This window comes from Vibrio sp. DNB22_10_4 (assembly GCF_052879755.1).
On sequence record NZ_JBNNXW010000024.1, the window covers coordinates 1 to 13,419 of the forward strand.

Here is a 13,419-nt window from a genome sequence, read left to right on the forward strand (position 1 = left end):
ACGAAAAAAGCTAACAAATTGCTCAAGCAGACAGCTAACGCTCGGCGATTTTGGTTTGGTTGAGTTCAGTGATTAAGTGGCTTTGCTTGGGTGTTGTGTTCGTTAGCTGCAACTTAGCAAGGCGTTAGTTGCCTTATCGATTTCGGAGAATAAATGGAAGTAATCATCGAACAAGAAATTGCGTTGCACCAATTCGAAGTCAGGCAAGATAAAGTAGAAATTGAGCGACTTATCCATCCAGACTTTAGAGAAGTTGGTAGATCAGGTAATAGCTACGACTTCAAATCAATTATTCGAATGATGGAAGCGGAGAAACCATCAAACGTGCGGGTACACTCCCAGAATCATGAATGTCTCGCATTAGAACCAACGGTTCAACTATTGACGTATGAATCTGCTTTAATCGATGACGGTGGTCAAGTTAGCAACTTCACAAAGCGCAGTTCCATTTGGGTTCTAGTCGGAGAGTTGTGGCAGCTTAAATATCATCAAGGTACGCCATGTGACGTATTTGAAATAAAGGTATCGCGCAAGGGCACCTAACAAATTACTCAAGTGGACGCGTAACGTTCGGCGGTTTTGGTTTGAAGTTAAGGAAACTTGGTAAAGTTAGTCGTAAGCGCCACTTAGTAAGGCGTTAGCTTTCTCGGTTAAGTATTGTGATGTGTGGGTTCAGTGCTCTAGCTTTACACCTGAACTTCAGTGCCAAATCGCAAACCCGCACGTGCTGTTTCTTTTGCTTGGAAAGGGCGTCAATCAACTTCGAGCATGGTGCACTTGGTTGTCAGCTTCAGCGCAAGAGCCGTGAGTTGCCTTTAAGTATCGACATCTTTGGCAGCAAGTTAATGGAAGGTTCACTACTTCTGCATTGAGTGCGTCAGTGGCGTTGGTTTTCGAGCGTTTCTTTAAAACCTTGGTGGCAAACGTTGGCTACATCACACGAAAAAAGCTAACAAATTGCTCAAGCAGACAGCTAACGCTCGGCGATTTTGGTTTGGTTGAGTTCAGTGATTACGTGGCTTTGCTTGGGTGTTGTGTTCGTTAGCTGCAACTTAGCAAGGCGTTAGCGCACAATCATACAACTAGGAGGTATGTGGTTTGATTACAGGAAGCTGCCAATGTGGTGCGGTTCAATATGAGTTGCTATCCGAGCCTTTTCGAGCTTCTCATTGTCACTGCAAGATGTGTCAAAAACTCCATGGTTCAGCATTCGCTACTTATGTGACAGTCCCTAAAAATGACCTGCGTTATATCTCAGAGCTGACTGAAATTACAGAATACAGTTCATCTGCACATGTTACTCGTAAATTCTGTAGAACGTGTGGCTCAAATATAGAGTGGTCTGATAGCCAGAGATATCCAAATAGAGTATCAGTAACACTTGCTACATTGGATGGTAGCTATTCTCCTAGTGAGATGCACGAAATTTTTGCAGACACGGCGGTGCGTTGGTCAGTGCGCTAACAAATTGTTCAAGCAGACAGCTAACAGTTGGCGATTTTGGTTTGAATTGGGTTTGGTGATTACGGTGGCTTTGTTTGAGTTTGGTGGTAGTTAGCTGCTACTTAACAAGGCGTTAGCTATCTTAGAGGCGATTAATGAAAATAAAGCATTTATCTATTAACTCACTTCAACCGAAGCGTAGCTCGCTGGTTTTGGCAGAGCTTACTAATGGTGAGGCTAAAGCGTTTCCGTCAAAGACAATGACTGGTGCATGGATGTGTGTTTGGAGTGAAATTGATAATGAGCTAGTAGAGTTTATTCCAGCAAATTACAAGCTGACGTTTGGTGACTTGGCTGCAACTTATAAAGTGCAAAGCGAACCCCAAAACTTTCATGCATCTCACTTTATGCTAGAAGCAAACAAATCTGTTGATGAGTTGGTCGCCATAGCAGAGAAACATCAATTAGTGCATCGTTTTAGAAAGTATTTTGGTGGTCCTTTGTATGAGGTTTGGCTTGAGGATAGCTTGCTAGTTGAATTTTACTCTGATGAGATCTCAAAACTTTAGGTGTGCAATCAATAGCTAACAATTTGTTCAAGCAGACAGCCAACGTTTGGCGATTTTGGTTTGGTTGAGTTTAGTGATTAAGGTGGTTTTGTTTGAGTGTCGTGTTAGTTAGCTGCTACTTAACAAGGCGTTAGGCTTAAAGGATAAAAATGGACATGGTCGAAATAGTAAAATTAGTATCTACATTAGTTGCCATATGCGGCGGCTTTTTTGCTATGCATAAGCATTTTTCTGATCGACGAGAAAAAGAAATACGCGAGTGGCAAAAAGTCATTATGCTGCGGATATTACGCAAGGAAGAAAGTGCAGATTGGAAGTTTGATGACTTATTGGCGGCTTATCGGTTAGAAGCTCAAGCATTCCAAGATCATGCATTGCCAAAAAAAGAAATATCAGAAAATGCACTTCAAAGAGTTTTGCTTGAACTGATTTCAACTACTGTAATAGAACAACGACTAGATAACAGCTATCGTTTGTGCATCATCAAAGATGAATTTAATCTGCAGGACTTGGTGATGCAGTTTAATAGTGAGCTAGTGAGAGTTATTGGTAGTAACCCTTATCTATATACCGTGGATGAAGTGCTAAAAGAAATCGCACCACGACTGGGGCTTGAAGATAAAATTCCTCTTTTACATAACGACTTGGTCGGGGCAATTAATAATCAAAAATTTGTGCTCGATACCAACGGAAAAATCGCATTTCCGCAGCACGTTAGATCAGCCTAACAAACTGTTCAAGAGGGATTCGCAACGCGTGGCATTTTCACTATGCGTTGATTTTAGTGTTTAAGGCGGTATGCGGCGGCTTTTGTATTGCGTTGCTCACCCCTTAACAGGGCGTTATGTGTCACGGAGGAAACATGGCAAAAACTAATCCCACATTAAGGGTGGTGATTATATTCGTAACCTTTGCTGCTGGATTGATATTTAGTCACTTTAAGCAGCAATACACAGAGAATGTACTTAAGCAGTCTGCTTCGAAACTTAAGATAATCCCTGAACATAGAATTATGTTGTCTAGTTACCATGAGAGTGAGAAACAGGTAAATATCGGATTCGACTTTATCGGTTTTAGCCGTGATGACAACAAGTTCAAAGAATATCAAACTAGGTATCTAGCTAGCATTAAGAACATGGCATGTAAGTCAAAGCCTTTGACAAGTAATTATCAAAACAAAAAACCTGTAGTAATAGACTTACGTTTACAAAATAGGAATTTTGGTAACCTGATTTTGTCTAGCTCTGAGTGTCGAAAATGATACATAACAAATTGTTCATGTAGACAGCTAACAGTCGGCGATTTTGGTTTGGTTGAGTGCAGTGATTACTGTGGCTTTGTTTGGGTATAGTGGTGGTTAGCTGCGACTTAACAAAGCGTTATGTGTAATCGAGAGTTCAGGGAAATAATGAAAGTACTGATATCAGGCTCCAATGGGTATATTGGTAGTCACGTGACTAAGATGTTTGTCGAAAGTGGCTTTGAAGTTTCGACTTACAGCAGGACTAGCGGTGTTTTATCTCCAGCTCGGAAGCTTACCGATGTGCCATCAGATTTCTCTGGTTACTTTGATGTTGTTATAAATTGTGCTCGCCCACATTGGTCAGAATTTTCGCCGGAGGAAATAGCTGATATAGAGTCCAAGCTGCTAACGCAGTTGGATAGATTAGCGGCTGAAGATGCGACAAAAATCCACACATCGGGTGTTTGGCTATTTGGCAATACTTCTCACAATGACCTCAAAGATTTTAGGCTTAAGCCTCTAGAGGCGGTGAAACCGGACACAGTTACAATTGATTACGCTATCAAAAAGAAGTGGCATGTCGTTTACTGCCCTAGTTTGGTTTATGGTGGTGAAAACTGTCAGCTAAAGCGAATTGTAGATTCTTTATCTGACCAAACTCTCCAAGTAGCAATGCCATCTCGAGGTTACAATCAATATATCCATGTTAATGACATCGCGCGATTTTACTTGGCACTGGTTCAAGGTAAACGTCCGGCTACACAACATTTTATTGCTGAGATTAAGGGGTATAGCCCCGAAGCGTTTTCTCAGTTGCTACTAGACTTTCAAATCGTAAAGCGGGTTCACAAGATCAGTTGGAGTGACTTTGAGAAATGCCATGGTTCTTCTGCAGTCGGAATTGAAAAGCTAAATCTTAACCTTCCAATTAGTCCTTTGTTTGAATCGACAGAGTCATTAAAGAAGTACATAGAAAATTACACATAACAAACAATTTAAGAGGGATTCACAACGCTTGGCATTTTTGCGTCTACTTCAAATTTAGCGTTTATGGCACAATGCTTTAGGTGTGGGTGGTAGCGTTGTTCACTCCTTAATTGGGCGTTAGTAGTTCAAAGGGTACAATATGATCGAAAGGAAGCGTGGAATTTATCAGGGACGAAACAAGTCGTCTGCATACAAAGATCTAGTTTGGACTGTTGCAACATCTGCAGACACTAGCTTGGATATTTGTGGCCAAACTCAATTGGCGCTAAAAACCATTGATAATAATTTGGCTGAGTTGGGTTCAAATAAAACTCAGATAGTAAGTGCTCAGGTCTACATTGCAAATATGGCTGATAAACCCAAAATGGATAGAACTTGGTGTGAGTGGGCTGGTAACAATCCTGAAAATTGGCCTCAGCGAGCGTGTTTAGGTGTAGCCCTTGAAGGTGATGTGCTTGTTGAGGTGACAGTTACCGCGGTACGCAATTAAAGCACTGCTAACAAATTGTTCAAGCAGACAGCTAACGTTCGGCGATTTTGGTTTGGTTGAGTTAAGTGATTACGGTGGCTTTGTTTGGGTGTAGTGGCAGTTAGCTGCTACTTAACAAGGCGTTATACGAATGGAAGCAAATATGGACTTCAACGACTTAATACCAGAACTACTTGTAACTAATATTGGCCTGAGCGAAGAGTTCTACACCTCTGAGTTGGGTTTTAGTGTGGCCTTTCGACGCGATGGATTTGTCTTCTTAACATTCAATAGTACCCAACTCATGATCACTCAATTAAAGCCAGACTCTTGGGTAAATGGAGAACCTGAAGCTCCTCTTGGCCGCGGCATGAACCTAGCGTTCAAAGTTACGCCAGAGTGGCTTAATTCACTGGAAGTTTCGCCAAGTGACGTGTTCTTACCGCTGCAAACTGAAACTTATCAAACAGGCGAGTCAGAGACAGTTGTTAGGCAAATCATAGTTAAAGACCCAGACGGTTACTTGATTCGTTTTATCTGTAAAAGTACAGCGCGAGCAATCGTATAACAAATTGTTCAAGCAGACAGCTAACGTTTGGCGATTTTGGTTCGGTTGAGTTTAGTGATTACGGTGGCTTTGTCTAAGTGAAGTGGTAGTTAGCTGCTACTTAACAAGGCGTTAGCTGCTTTGCTGCACACATCCACAAAAGAAAGTATGAATATGATATTACGAATAGTAACAGGCGCACCAGGTTCAGGAAAGTCAACAGTTATAGAGCAACTGCTAGATTACTCCATTTCCTCTAATTTTGTTTTTTTAGATATTGACTTGATTGCCGATTCAGCGAGCAAGTTAGCAAAAAGCAGCATTTATACTGACCCAAGTACTTGGGAGCCATACGGAAGAATATGGTTTGACCTATTAAAATCACTTGCACAAAATGGAAAGTCCCCTGTTTGGTTTTGTCCAAATACTCCTCAAGACCTTCAATCGCAAGATACTTCATTCTTCTCTGCAATTGAGTGGCTGCTTTTAGATTGTGACGATGAAACTAGGGTTAAGCGTCTGTCCGTGAGAAACTGGAATGAAAGCAAAATCAATGAATCTCTTGCAGATGCCCAAGAACTGAGGGAGTTAAATCTAGCCACAATTAATACTACTGACTTAACGCCGGTATCCGTGGCTAATGAAATCACCAAGTGGTTAGAGTGCAGCTAACAAACGCTTCAATAGGGACAGCCAACGCTTAGCGAGTTCATTACCACTCGCAAAATTCATTGTTTACGGTACTTTAGGTTGAGTATAGTGGTAGCGTTGCCTGCCCATTAAGCGGGCGTTATGTGGCAGGAGGCTACGTGCAGTTCACATTTAGGGAAACAACACCAAGCGATGAGGATTTTTCATATCTGGCCGCAGAGTTGAGTTCAGAACTTAGAACTCTCACACAAGACTCTGGCGAGAGTTCATTTCAAGCGGATTCTTTTAGCGTGGCCAGTGATATTTGTTTAGTTGTCTACCAACATGAAAAAGCTGTCGCATGTGGTTCATTTCGTAAGCACGACAGTGAAACCTGTGAGATGAAGCGAATGTACTCAAAGCATAGAGGCGCGGGAAGTTATTTAATCAACCTGCTTGAGAGTTACGCGGTGAATAAAGGTTATAAGCGTTCAGTACTTTCAACGCGCAAGATTAATGACAGTGCAGTATGTTTCTACGAGCGGCATGGATATTCAGAAATTAGTGCTTATGGAAAATACATCCATACAAACAAGTCTGTCTGTTTGGGCAAGTGGTTAGCCACATAACAAATTGTTCAAGCAGACAGCTAACGTTTGGCGATTTTGGTTTGGTTCAGTTTAGTGATTACGGTGGTTTTGTTTGAGTGCAGTGGTAGTTAGCTGCTACTTAACAAGGCGTTATACGTATTAGTTCAGAGGAAGTATTATGCAGTTATTTTTCCATGATGTTGGCTTAAAAGGAGCTAATGCAGATTTTCCCAAAACTGTCTTTGGTGAAGTCGCTGTTTCCGACATCGTCGAACATTGTCCGCCTCATCTACAAGCAGAAATAGAAGATAAGCTTCTCGCTGAGTTTCCCGATGGTTGGTGTAACGTCTGGGGAGTTCCTGATGGCGCCAAGAGTGTTATTCGTCAACTTAAAGTTGACGATGTCATGCTTCTAATCAAGACCACTGGTGGTGATGGTGAAATGCCTGCTCTTTGTCATGTAAAAGGCTTTTGGAAAGAACAGCTTTTAGACCTTTCAAACTTTTTGTGGGGAAGTAGTCATTTCCCCTACGTGTTCTTTTTCAAAACTCAGCATATCGAACTGACTTGGACCCAGTTCAAGGAAGATGTTCAATATATGCCTAACTTTCGACCGTCAGGAAATGTTTATCGTGTGAAAAGCGATCGACTTGAGCACTTTGGTGGTTCAGGAGGCTATGTCAGTCATCTTTTACAAAAACCATATGTAATCGATGATTTAGGTAACTATGAAATTCGAGAGAACTCACCAGAGCAGGAGTATGCTGAGGGCGAAAGGCAGGTACGTGAAGCTTCGTATTTCAAGCGTAACTCTAAGTTAGTAAAAGACGCAAAAGCCAAGTTTGGTTTTATATGCCAGGTTTGTGATTTTGATTTCGAGTCAGTGTACGGAAAAGAATTAGGTGCTGGGTTTATCGAGTGTCATCATAAGAACCCTCTACACGAAAAAGATGAAAACTACATCAGTACATTAAATGACGTTTGTGTGGTTTGTTCAAATTGTCACCGTATGCTTCATCGCACTAAGCCAGCAATGAAACCAGAAACTCTAAAAGCAAAGCTGCTCAACAAATACGTATAACAAGCAATTCAAGCTGATTCGCAACGCGTGGCATTTTCACTATGCGTTGCTTTTAGTGTTTAAGGTGGTCTGCGGAGGCTTGGGCATTGCATTGTTCACACCTTAACAGGGCGTTATATTTATCCGACATTAACAAACATGGAGGTTTGAAATGAATAAAGAGATTACAGGCGGTTGCTGCTGCGAAAGTGTAGCCTTTAAGCTTAAAGATGACTTCGGTAAGTTCTTCTTTTGTCACTGTGAGCAGTGCCGAAAGCTCACAGGTTCGGCTCATGCATCGAACTTGTTTACTTCTCCTTCAAACATCGAATGGACTAAAGGGGAAGATAAAATAAAGCGCTATGATCATCCTACACGTTCATTTTCTAAGGCATTTTGCATAGATTGTGGTTCAGGTTTGCCATTTCTGACTCAAAGTGGAAAATTCCTGATTGTTCCGGCTGGCTCTTTAAACGAAGAGCCGTCAAAGACCCTTGATGCTCAAATATTCACTGCAGAGCAAGCTGAGTGGCATAAATCAGGGTTGCAGGCAGTTAAGGTGGAAGGCTTCCCAAAATAAATATAACAAGCAATTTAAGAGGGATTCACAACGCTTGGCATTTTTGCTTCTACTTCAAATTTAGTGTTTATGGCACAATGCTTTAGGTGTGGGTGGAGGCGTCGTTCACCCCTTAATTGGGCGTTAGCTTTCTCGGTTAAGTTCATTGGAGTAGGGGTTCAGCGTTCTAGCTTTACACCTGAACGTCAGTGCTAAATTGGTACATCGAGTGTGCGGTTTCTCTTGTTTTAAAACTCCGTCAATCAGTTTTGAGCATGGTGCACTTGGTTGTCAGCTTCAGCGCAAGAGCCTTGATTTGCCTTTAAGTGTCGCCATCTTTGGCAGCAAGTTGGTGGAAAGTTCAATGCTTCTGCATTGGGTTGATCGACGGTGTTGCGGTTGGAGCGTTTCTGTAAAACCTTGGTGGAAAACGCTGGCTGCATCACACGAAAAAAGCTAACAAATTGCTCAAGCTGACAGCTAACGCTCGGCGATTTTGGTTTGGTTGAGTTCAGTGATTAAGGTGGCTTTGCTTGGGTGTTGTGTTCGTTAGCTGCAACTTAGCAAGGCGTTATGCCTTTTGGGAGAAAATATGCAGTTTTACAAAGCAGATGAGTATCAGGCATCTTGTGAAAATCTCTATCGTAAGTACGAACTTCAGATAGCCGCTTTACTTCCAGGCGCAACAATTGAGCATATTGGAGCTTCTTCTATCCCTAATGCTGTATCTAAAGGAGACCTAGACATACTTGTTGGTGTTGACGGTAGCGAGCTAGAAAAAGCAGTGACGTTACTTTCTACTTTAGGTTTCAACGAAAAATCCAATACGTTAAGAACTCCAGAGCTTTGCATGTTAGAAAATAGCTCAGGTGAAGATGTCGCTTTTCAAGTCGTAGCGATGGGCTCAGAATTTGACTTCTTTATGAGGTTTAGGGACAAGCTCCGTGAAAGCCCTGTGTTGGTTCAACACTACAATGAACTCAAAATATCTTGTACAGGTTGGACTCACGAAGAGTATCGTCGAAAAAAGTCGGGTTTTATTGAGCGCGTTTTAGAGCAGGCATAACAAATTGTTCAAGCAGACAGCTAACGTTTGGCGATTTTGGTTTGGTTCAGTTTAGTGATTACGGTGGTTTTGTTTGAGTGCAGTGGTAGTTAGCTGCTACTTAACAAGGCGTTATAGCCCCTCTGAGACTAATCATAAGGATATGGTGCAGTTGTGAGTAACGAACACTCTTTTAAAGCCTCTTGTCACTGTGGTGCAGTACAAATTGAATTTCAAAGTAAATCTGTGGAGCTGGAACAATACGAGTGCTCCTGTTCTATTTGCACTATTCGAAACTCAAAAATGACGCCCGTTCCGTTAGCACTTCTCCAAGTTAAATCTGGTTTGAACAATTTAACTCTTTATCAATTTCACACGATGACGGCAAAACACTACTTTTGTAAGACCTGTGGTATTTACACTCATCATCAAAGACGCTCTCGGCCTGACCAATATGCGGTGAATGTTGCATGTATACATGGGGTAGGTAAGTAGAGCAACGTCGGGCACGGGGCTCTAACAAATTGTTCAAGCAGACAGCTAACGTTTGGCGATTTTGGTTTGGTTGAGTTTAGTGATTACGGTGGTCTTGTTTGAGTGGAGTGGTAGTTAGCTGCTGCTTAACAAGGCGTTAAGTTTCAAGGGTAAAGTTATGCGTGTACTGTTGTTTATAATTGTGATTTTTTCTCTGCCCATTAGTGCAAATACATTCGAAATCAGAGAGTTTAAAAACGCAAATCAGCTGATTTGGGATGATAGCTTCAAATTGCATATAAATGAGTACTTTGGCAGTAAGAGTAAGGAATATTTTTGGTCAGACGCCAAAATCTCTGAACAGGTTAAGGCTGGTTTTGGTGGTGCTCCCGATCTAGTAAAAGCTTTAGGAGGCAACACATATATTGTCAGTGCTTGTCGACATCGTTCTTGTGATGAAAAATCAGCATATGTTACAAACGGGGATTTTGAACTTTTTGGCATTATTTCATACCTTTGTGAAACTCAGTCAGGCGAAATTGAATTTTGTTCTGATGGGCAGCTAGTTATTTTTTACAAAAATGCCTCTGCCAAAAATTTGTTGAGTAACCATCTTATAAACTGGAAAAACTATCATGCGCCAAAAGCAAAGATCGTATACGAAAAAGTAACTTAACAAATTGCTCAAGCAGACAGCTAACGCTCGGCGGTTTTGGTTTGGTTAAGTTTAGTGATTATGTGGCTTTGCTTGGGTGTTGTGTTCGTTAGCTGCAACTTAGCAAGGCGTTAGGTGACAGGAGGCTATATTGAAACCAACAGCGGTATTAATACATGTACCAGATGTTCAAGCTGGTTTAAGTTGGTACAAAAGAGCTTTTCCACAAGCTGTTGAGACCTATCTAAGCGAGTACGATTTTACTGTGCTTGATATCGATGGGTTTGCAATTGAGATAGTGCAATCGGATGACAAAGTTAGCTCTGGAAAGCAAGGCGTCGTTTTGTACTGGCATGTCATCGATTTAACGAAAGCCCTTGAACATTTCTACGGACTAGGTTGTAGCCTCTACCGAGGGATTAAGCCAATCGAGAATGGGCAGTCTATGTGCCAAGTCGAAGACCCATTCGGGAACTTAATAGGGCTTCGGGGTAAAGTCACCTAACAATTTGTTCAAGCAGACAGCTAACGTTTGGCGATTTTGATTTGGTTGAATTTAGTGATTACGGTGGCTTTGTTTGGGTGTAGTGGTAGTTAGCTGCTGCTTAACAAGGCGTTAGCTTTCTCGGTTAAGTATTGTGGTGTATGGGTTCAGCGTTCTAGCTTTACACCTGAACTTCAGTGCCAAATCGGTACATCGAGCGTGCTGTTTCTTTTTCGCTGAAGCATCATTAACCAACTTATTAGCAGGTGCACTTGGTTGTCAGCTTCAGCACAAGAGCCTTGAGTTGCCTGTAAGTGTCGTCATCTTTGGCCGCAAATTAGTTGAAGGTTCAATGCTTCTGCATTGGGTACGGCGGTGGTTTCGGTTTTGGAGCGTTTCTTTAAAACCTTGGTGGCAAACGCTGGCTGCATCGCACGAAAAAAGCTAACAAATTGCTCAAGCAGACAGCTAACGCTCGGCGATTTTGGTTTGGTTGAGTTCAGTGATTACGTGGCTTTGCTTGGTTGTTGTGTTCGTTAGCTGCAACTTAGCAAGGCGTTAGGCATTTTATACGTTATTGAAAAGGATATTTCATGAATTGGTACATAACAGCAGTAAAAAAATATGCCACATTTAGCGGGCGTTCGCGCAGAAAAGAATATTGGTATTTCTTTCTTTTTAACGTACTTATAAGCTTTTTTCTCAGTTTTGTAGATTCCTTAACAGGCAGTTTTGATCCAGCTACTGGTTACGGATTGTTTAGCGGGATTTACGCTTTGGCTTTATTTATTCCTGGGATTGCGGTTAGTGTTCGTAGACTACATGACACTGGCCGCACTGGTTGGTGGTTATTTATATTACTTGTGCCTGTCATTGGGGTATTGGCTATAATATATTTCACAGCATCTGATGGTAATTCTGGAACAAATCAATATGGGGCTGATCCTAAAGGAATAAATGCCTAACAAATTGTTCAAGCAGACAGCTAACCGTCGGCGATTTTGGTTTGAATTGAGTTTAGTGATTACGGTGGCTTTGTTTGAGTGCAGTGGCAGTTAGCTGCTACTTAACAAGGCGTTATGGCTCTCGAAATTTAATATCAATAGACCCACATTCAGCAATGAATAGATGGTCAATGTAGCCCATTTACTATTTAAAGGTTTTCCAAATATGCGTGACTCTTTAAGACGCAAAGTCATTGAAGTTTGCCAAAAGAAGCTAGATCAAAAGGGCGAGAACGTAGGCGTATCGTTTTACGCATTTTTCGCCAACAAAAATGATGACCCTGAGTTGCTAATGGAAGCGGCGACGTGGTGGATACAAGAGCACAAGCTTGATCACTTTGAGAAAGCTAAGAAGATAAAGGTAATGGTTGAGGCAGGACAGTAATGTATTTGCTGACAGTCCAAGCCATAACAAATTGTTCAAGCAGACAGCTAACAGTTGGCGATTTTTGTTTGAATTGGGTTTAGTGATTACGGTGGCTTTGTTTTGGTGTGGTGGTAGTTAGCTGCTACTTAACAAGGCGTTAGCCTAATAGGTTCAGAGATGGAGTTTAGATTGAATGGAAATTATATTTGTTCGTCACGGTGTTCCAGATTATTCATTATGTGATCAAAGGAACATGACTCAACTTGAAAAAGATTATGCTCCTTTGCATAGAGAGCATATATCTGATCTCCATGTGTTAGCAGATGAGCTTAGTTCACTTGAAGCGGAAGTAATTTTGTCATCGCCATATACTCGGGCCCTCCAAACTGCGGAAATTATTAATCGTAAACTTGGCTTGGACCTATTTGTTGAACATGATCTGCGTGAATGGCGTGCTGATTTAGCAGGTGGCTACATCGATCTAGCGGAGAGGGATCGCCGTTGGCATGAACATCGAGAAACACTGAAAACCTTGCAGAACCAAGATGTACATCTTATGAATCTTGGGCGTCACTCAAATCAAGGGCAGAAGATGTTCTATCTCAATATGGTAATTACTCGAAGATCATAGTCGTTTCCCACTTTAATGTGTTTGAAAGCCTTGCTGGTTACCAAGAACACGGTATTGGTTGTGGTGCATATCGTTTGTTTTCCTATTCAAAATTAGGCTAACAAGCGCTTAAAGAGGGACAACCTACGCTAAGCGAGTTCAGTAATAATAGTTAGGTCAAGTGGTTACGGCATGTTAGCTTAGGTTCAGTGATAGCGTAGCTTGCCCCTTAAGCGGGCGTTAGCTTTCTCGGTTAAGTATTGTGGTGTGTGGGTTCAGTGTTCTAGCTTTACACCTGAACTTCAGTGCCAAATCGCAAACCCGCACGTGCTGTTTCTTTTGCTTGGAAAGGGCGTCAATCAACTTCGAGTATGGTGCTCTTGGTTGTCAGCTTCGGCGCAAGAGCCGTGAGTTGCCTTTAAGTATCGCCATCTTTGGCAGCAAGTTGTTGGAATGTTCAATGCTTCTGCATTTGGTACATCGGTGGTGTCGGCTTTGGAGCGTTTCTTTGAAGTCTTGGTGCCAAAAGGTGGCTGCATCGCACGAAAAAAGCTAACAAATTGCTCAAGCAGACAGCTAACGCTCGGCGATTTTGGTTTGGTTGAGTTCAGTGATTACGTGGCTTTGCTTAAGTGTTGTGTTCGTTAGCTGCAACTTAGCAAGGCGTTAGGTGCTCAGGGATA

Annotated in this window: 19 protein-coding genes and 1 pseudogene; all 20 read left to right on the plus strand. The window is 41.9% G+C overall.

Annotation, left to right across the window (positions count from 1 at the left end):
• Positions 1–153: 153 nt before the first annotated feature.
• The 20 genes and pseudogenes from ACVA6Q_RS23720 (at position 154) to ACVA6Q_RS23815 (ending at position 13,384) form a co-directional block, all read left to right on the plus strand.
• On the plus strand, positions 154–543 hold the full coding sequence (locus tag ACVA6Q_RS23720; protein ID WP_446649114.1) for a nuclear transport factor 2 family protein: 390 nt from the start codon (positions 154–156) through the stop codon (positions 541–543).
• 555 nt (positions 544–1,098) lie between these two features.
• Positions 1,099–1,464, plus strand: coding sequence for a GFA family protein (locus ACVA6Q_RS23725; RefSeq protein ID WP_446649115.1), 366 nt, complete (start codon positions 1,099–1,101; stop codon positions 1,462–1,464).
• A 134-nt stretch (positions 1,465–1,598) separates the two neighbouring features.
• Positions 1,599–2,012 carry a hypothetical protein gene (locus ACVA6Q_RS23730; protein ID WP_446649116.1) on the plus strand — a complete coding sequence of 138 codons (414 nt, stop codon included), beginning with the start codon at positions 1,599–1,601 and terminating at the stop codon, positions 2,010–2,012.
• Between the two features lie 149 nt (positions 2,013–2,161).
• On the plus strand, positions 2,162–2,740 hold the full coding sequence (locus ACVA6Q_RS23735) for a hypothetical protein (RefSeq protein ID WP_446649117.1): 579 nt from the start codon (positions 2,162–2,164) through the stop codon (positions 2,738–2,740).
• Positions 2,741–2,874: 134 nt separating this feature from the next.
• Positions 2,875–3,273 carry a hypothetical protein gene (locus tag ACVA6Q_RS23740; RefSeq protein ID WP_446649118.1) on the plus strand — a complete coding sequence of 133 codons (399 nt, stop codon included), beginning with the start codon at positions 2,875–2,877 and terminating at the stop codon, positions 3,271–3,273.
• Between the two features lie 147 nt (positions 3,274–3,420).
• Entirely contained in the window at positions 3,421–4,242 is an 822-nt protein-coding gene (locus ACVA6Q_RS23745) for an NAD-dependent epimerase/dehydratase family protein (protein ID WP_446649119.1), read from the plus strand.
• Between the two features lie 139 nt (positions 4,243–4,381).
• Complete coding sequence (locus ACVA6Q_RS23750) at positions 4,382–4,732, plus strand: RidA family protein (protein WP_446649120.1); 351 nt, start codon at positions 4,382–4,384, stop codon at positions 4,730–4,732.
• A gap of 130 nt (positions 4,733–4,862) precedes the next feature.
• A complete protein-coding gene (locus tag ACVA6Q_RS23755; RefSeq protein WP_446649121.1) occupies positions 4,863–5,279 on the plus strand; it encodes a hypothetical protein in 417 nt (138 codons plus the stop codon).
• A gap of 147 nt (positions 5,280–5,426) precedes the next feature.
• Complete coding sequence (locus ACVA6Q_RS23760) at positions 5,427–5,930, plus strand: AAA family ATPase (protein WP_446649122.1); 504 nt, start codon at positions 5,427–5,429, stop codon at positions 5,928–5,930.
• Positions 5,931–6,067: 137 nt separating this feature from the next.
• Positions 6,068–6,517, plus strand: a complete 450-nt coding sequence (locus ACVA6Q_RS23765; protein WP_446649123.1) for a GNAT family N-acetyltransferase — start codon at positions 6,068–6,070, stop codon at positions 6,515–6,517.
• Positions 6,518–6,656: 139 nt separating this feature from the next.
• Positions 6,657–7,559 (plus strand): HNH endonuclease, encoded by a 903-nt coding sequence (locus ACVA6Q_RS23770; protein WP_446649124.1) that lies wholly within the window; start codon positions 6,657–6,659, stop codon positions 7,557–7,559.
• A 151-nt stretch (positions 7,560–7,710) separates the two neighbouring features.
• On the plus strand, positions 7,711–8,118 hold the full coding sequence (locus tag ACVA6Q_RS23775) for a GFA family protein (RefSeq protein WP_047043152.1): 408 nt from the start codon (positions 7,711–7,713) through the stop codon (positions 8,116–8,118).
• A 571-nt stretch (positions 8,119–8,689) separates the two neighbouring features.
• A complete protein-coding gene (locus ACVA6Q_RS23780; RefSeq protein ID WP_446649125.1) occupies positions 8,690–9,163 on the plus strand; it encodes a GrpB family protein in 474 nt (157 codons plus the stop codon).
• 153 nt (positions 9,164–9,316) lie between these two features.
• Positions 9,317–9,637, plus strand: coding sequence for a GFA family protein (locus ACVA6Q_RS23785; protein WP_446649126.1), 321 nt, complete (start codon positions 9,317–9,319; stop codon positions 9,635–9,637).
• A gap of 157 nt (positions 9,638–9,794) precedes the next feature.
• Positions 9,795–10,292, plus strand: coding sequence for a hypothetical protein (locus ACVA6Q_RS23790; RefSeq protein WP_446649127.1), 498 nt, complete (start codon positions 9,795–9,797; stop codon positions 10,290–10,292).
• A gap of 130 nt (positions 10,293–10,422) precedes the next feature.
• The gene (locus tag ACVA6Q_RS23795) at positions 10,423–10,776 is read left to right on the plus strand and encodes a VOC family protein (protein ID WP_446649128.1); all 354 of its coding nucleotides are present in this window, start codon (positions 10,423–10,425) and stop codon (positions 10,774–10,776) included.
• Positions 10,777–11,348: 572 nt separating this feature from the next.
• The gene (locus tag ACVA6Q_RS23800) at positions 11,349–11,720 is read left to right on the plus strand and encodes a DUF805 domain-containing protein (protein WP_446649129.1); all 372 of its coding nucleotides are present in this window, start codon (positions 11,349–11,351) and stop codon (positions 11,718–11,720) included.
• 205 nt (positions 11,721–11,925) lie between these two features.
• Positions 11,926–12,144 (plus strand): DUF6500 family protein, encoded by a 219-nt coding sequence (locus ACVA6Q_RS23805; protein ID WP_017036019.1) that lies wholly within the window; start codon positions 11,926–11,928, stop codon positions 12,142–12,144.
• Between the two features lie 175 nt (positions 12,145–12,319).
• A pseudogene (locus tag ACVA6Q_RS23810) lies at positions 12,320–12,858 on the plus strand (histidine phosphatase family protein).
• A 331-nt stretch (positions 12,859–13,189) separates the two neighbouring features.
• Positions 13,190–13,384 (plus strand): hypothetical protein, encoded by a 195-nt coding sequence (locus ACVA6Q_RS23815; RefSeq protein ID WP_446649130.1) that lies wholly within the window; start codon positions 13,190–13,192, stop codon positions 13,382–13,384.
• Positions 13,385–13,419 lie beyond the last annotated feature (35 nt).

Bases quoted from the DNA above. Each gene is read 5' to 3' on its own strand.
- ACVA6Q_RS23720 (WP_446649114.1), top strand. From the start codon at position 154: ATGGAAGTAATCATCGAACAAGAAATTGCGTTGCACCAATTCGAAGTC.
- ACVA6Q_RS23730 (WP_446649116.1), top strand. From the start codon at position 1,599: ATGAAAATAAAGCATTTATCTATTAACTCACTTCAACCGAAGCGTAGC.
- ACVA6Q_RS23735 (WP_446649117.1), top strand. From the start codon at position 2,162: ATGGACATGGTCGAAATAGTAAAATTAGTATCTACATTAGTTGCCATA.
- ACVA6Q_RS23740 (WP_446649118.1), top strand. From the start codon at position 2,875: ATGGCAAAAACTAATCCCACATTAAGGGTGGTGATTATATTCGTAACC.
- ACVA6Q_RS23745 (WP_446649119.1), top strand. From the start codon at position 3,421: ATGAAAGTACTGATATCAGGCTCCAATGGGTATATTGGTAGTCACGTG.
- ACVA6Q_RS23750 (WP_446649120.1), top strand. From the start codon at position 4,382: ATGATCGAAAGGAAGCGTGGAATTTATCAGGGACGAAACAAGTCGTCT.
- ACVA6Q_RS23755 (WP_446649121.1), top strand. From the start codon at position 4,863: ATGGAAGCAAATATGGACTTCAACGACTTAATACCAGAACTACTTGTA.
- ACVA6Q_RS23760 (WP_446649122.1), top strand. From the start codon at position 5,427: ATGAATATGATATTACGAATAGTAACAGGCGCACCAGGTTCAGGAAAG.
- ACVA6Q_RS23770 (WP_446649124.1), top strand. From the start codon at position 6,657: ATGCAGTTATTTTTCCATGATGTTGGCTTAAAAGGAGCTAATGCAGAT.
- ACVA6Q_RS23775 (WP_047043152.1), top strand. From the start codon at position 7,711: ATGAATAAAGAGATTACAGGCGGTTGCTGCTGCGAAAGTGTAGCCTTT.
- ACVA6Q_RS23780 (WP_446649125.1), top strand. From the start codon at position 8,690: ATGCAGTTTTACAAAGCAGATGAGTATCAGGCATCTTGTGAAAATCTC.
- ACVA6Q_RS23790 (WP_446649127.1), top strand. From the start codon at position 9,795: ATGCGTGTACTGTTGTTTATAATTGTGATTTTTTCTCTGCCCATTAGT.
- ACVA6Q_RS23800 (WP_446649129.1), top strand. From the start codon at position 11,349: ATGAATTGGTACATAACAGCAGTAAAAAAATATGCCACATTTAGCGGG.
- ACVA6Q_RS23805 (WP_017036019.1), top strand. From the start codon at position 11,926: ATGCGTGACTCTTTAAGACGCAAAGTCATTGAAGTTTGCCAAAAGAAG.
- ACVA6Q_RS23815 (WP_446649130.1), top strand. From the start codon at position 13,190: ATGTTCAATGCTTCTGCATTTGGTACATCGGTGGTGTCGGCTTTGGAG.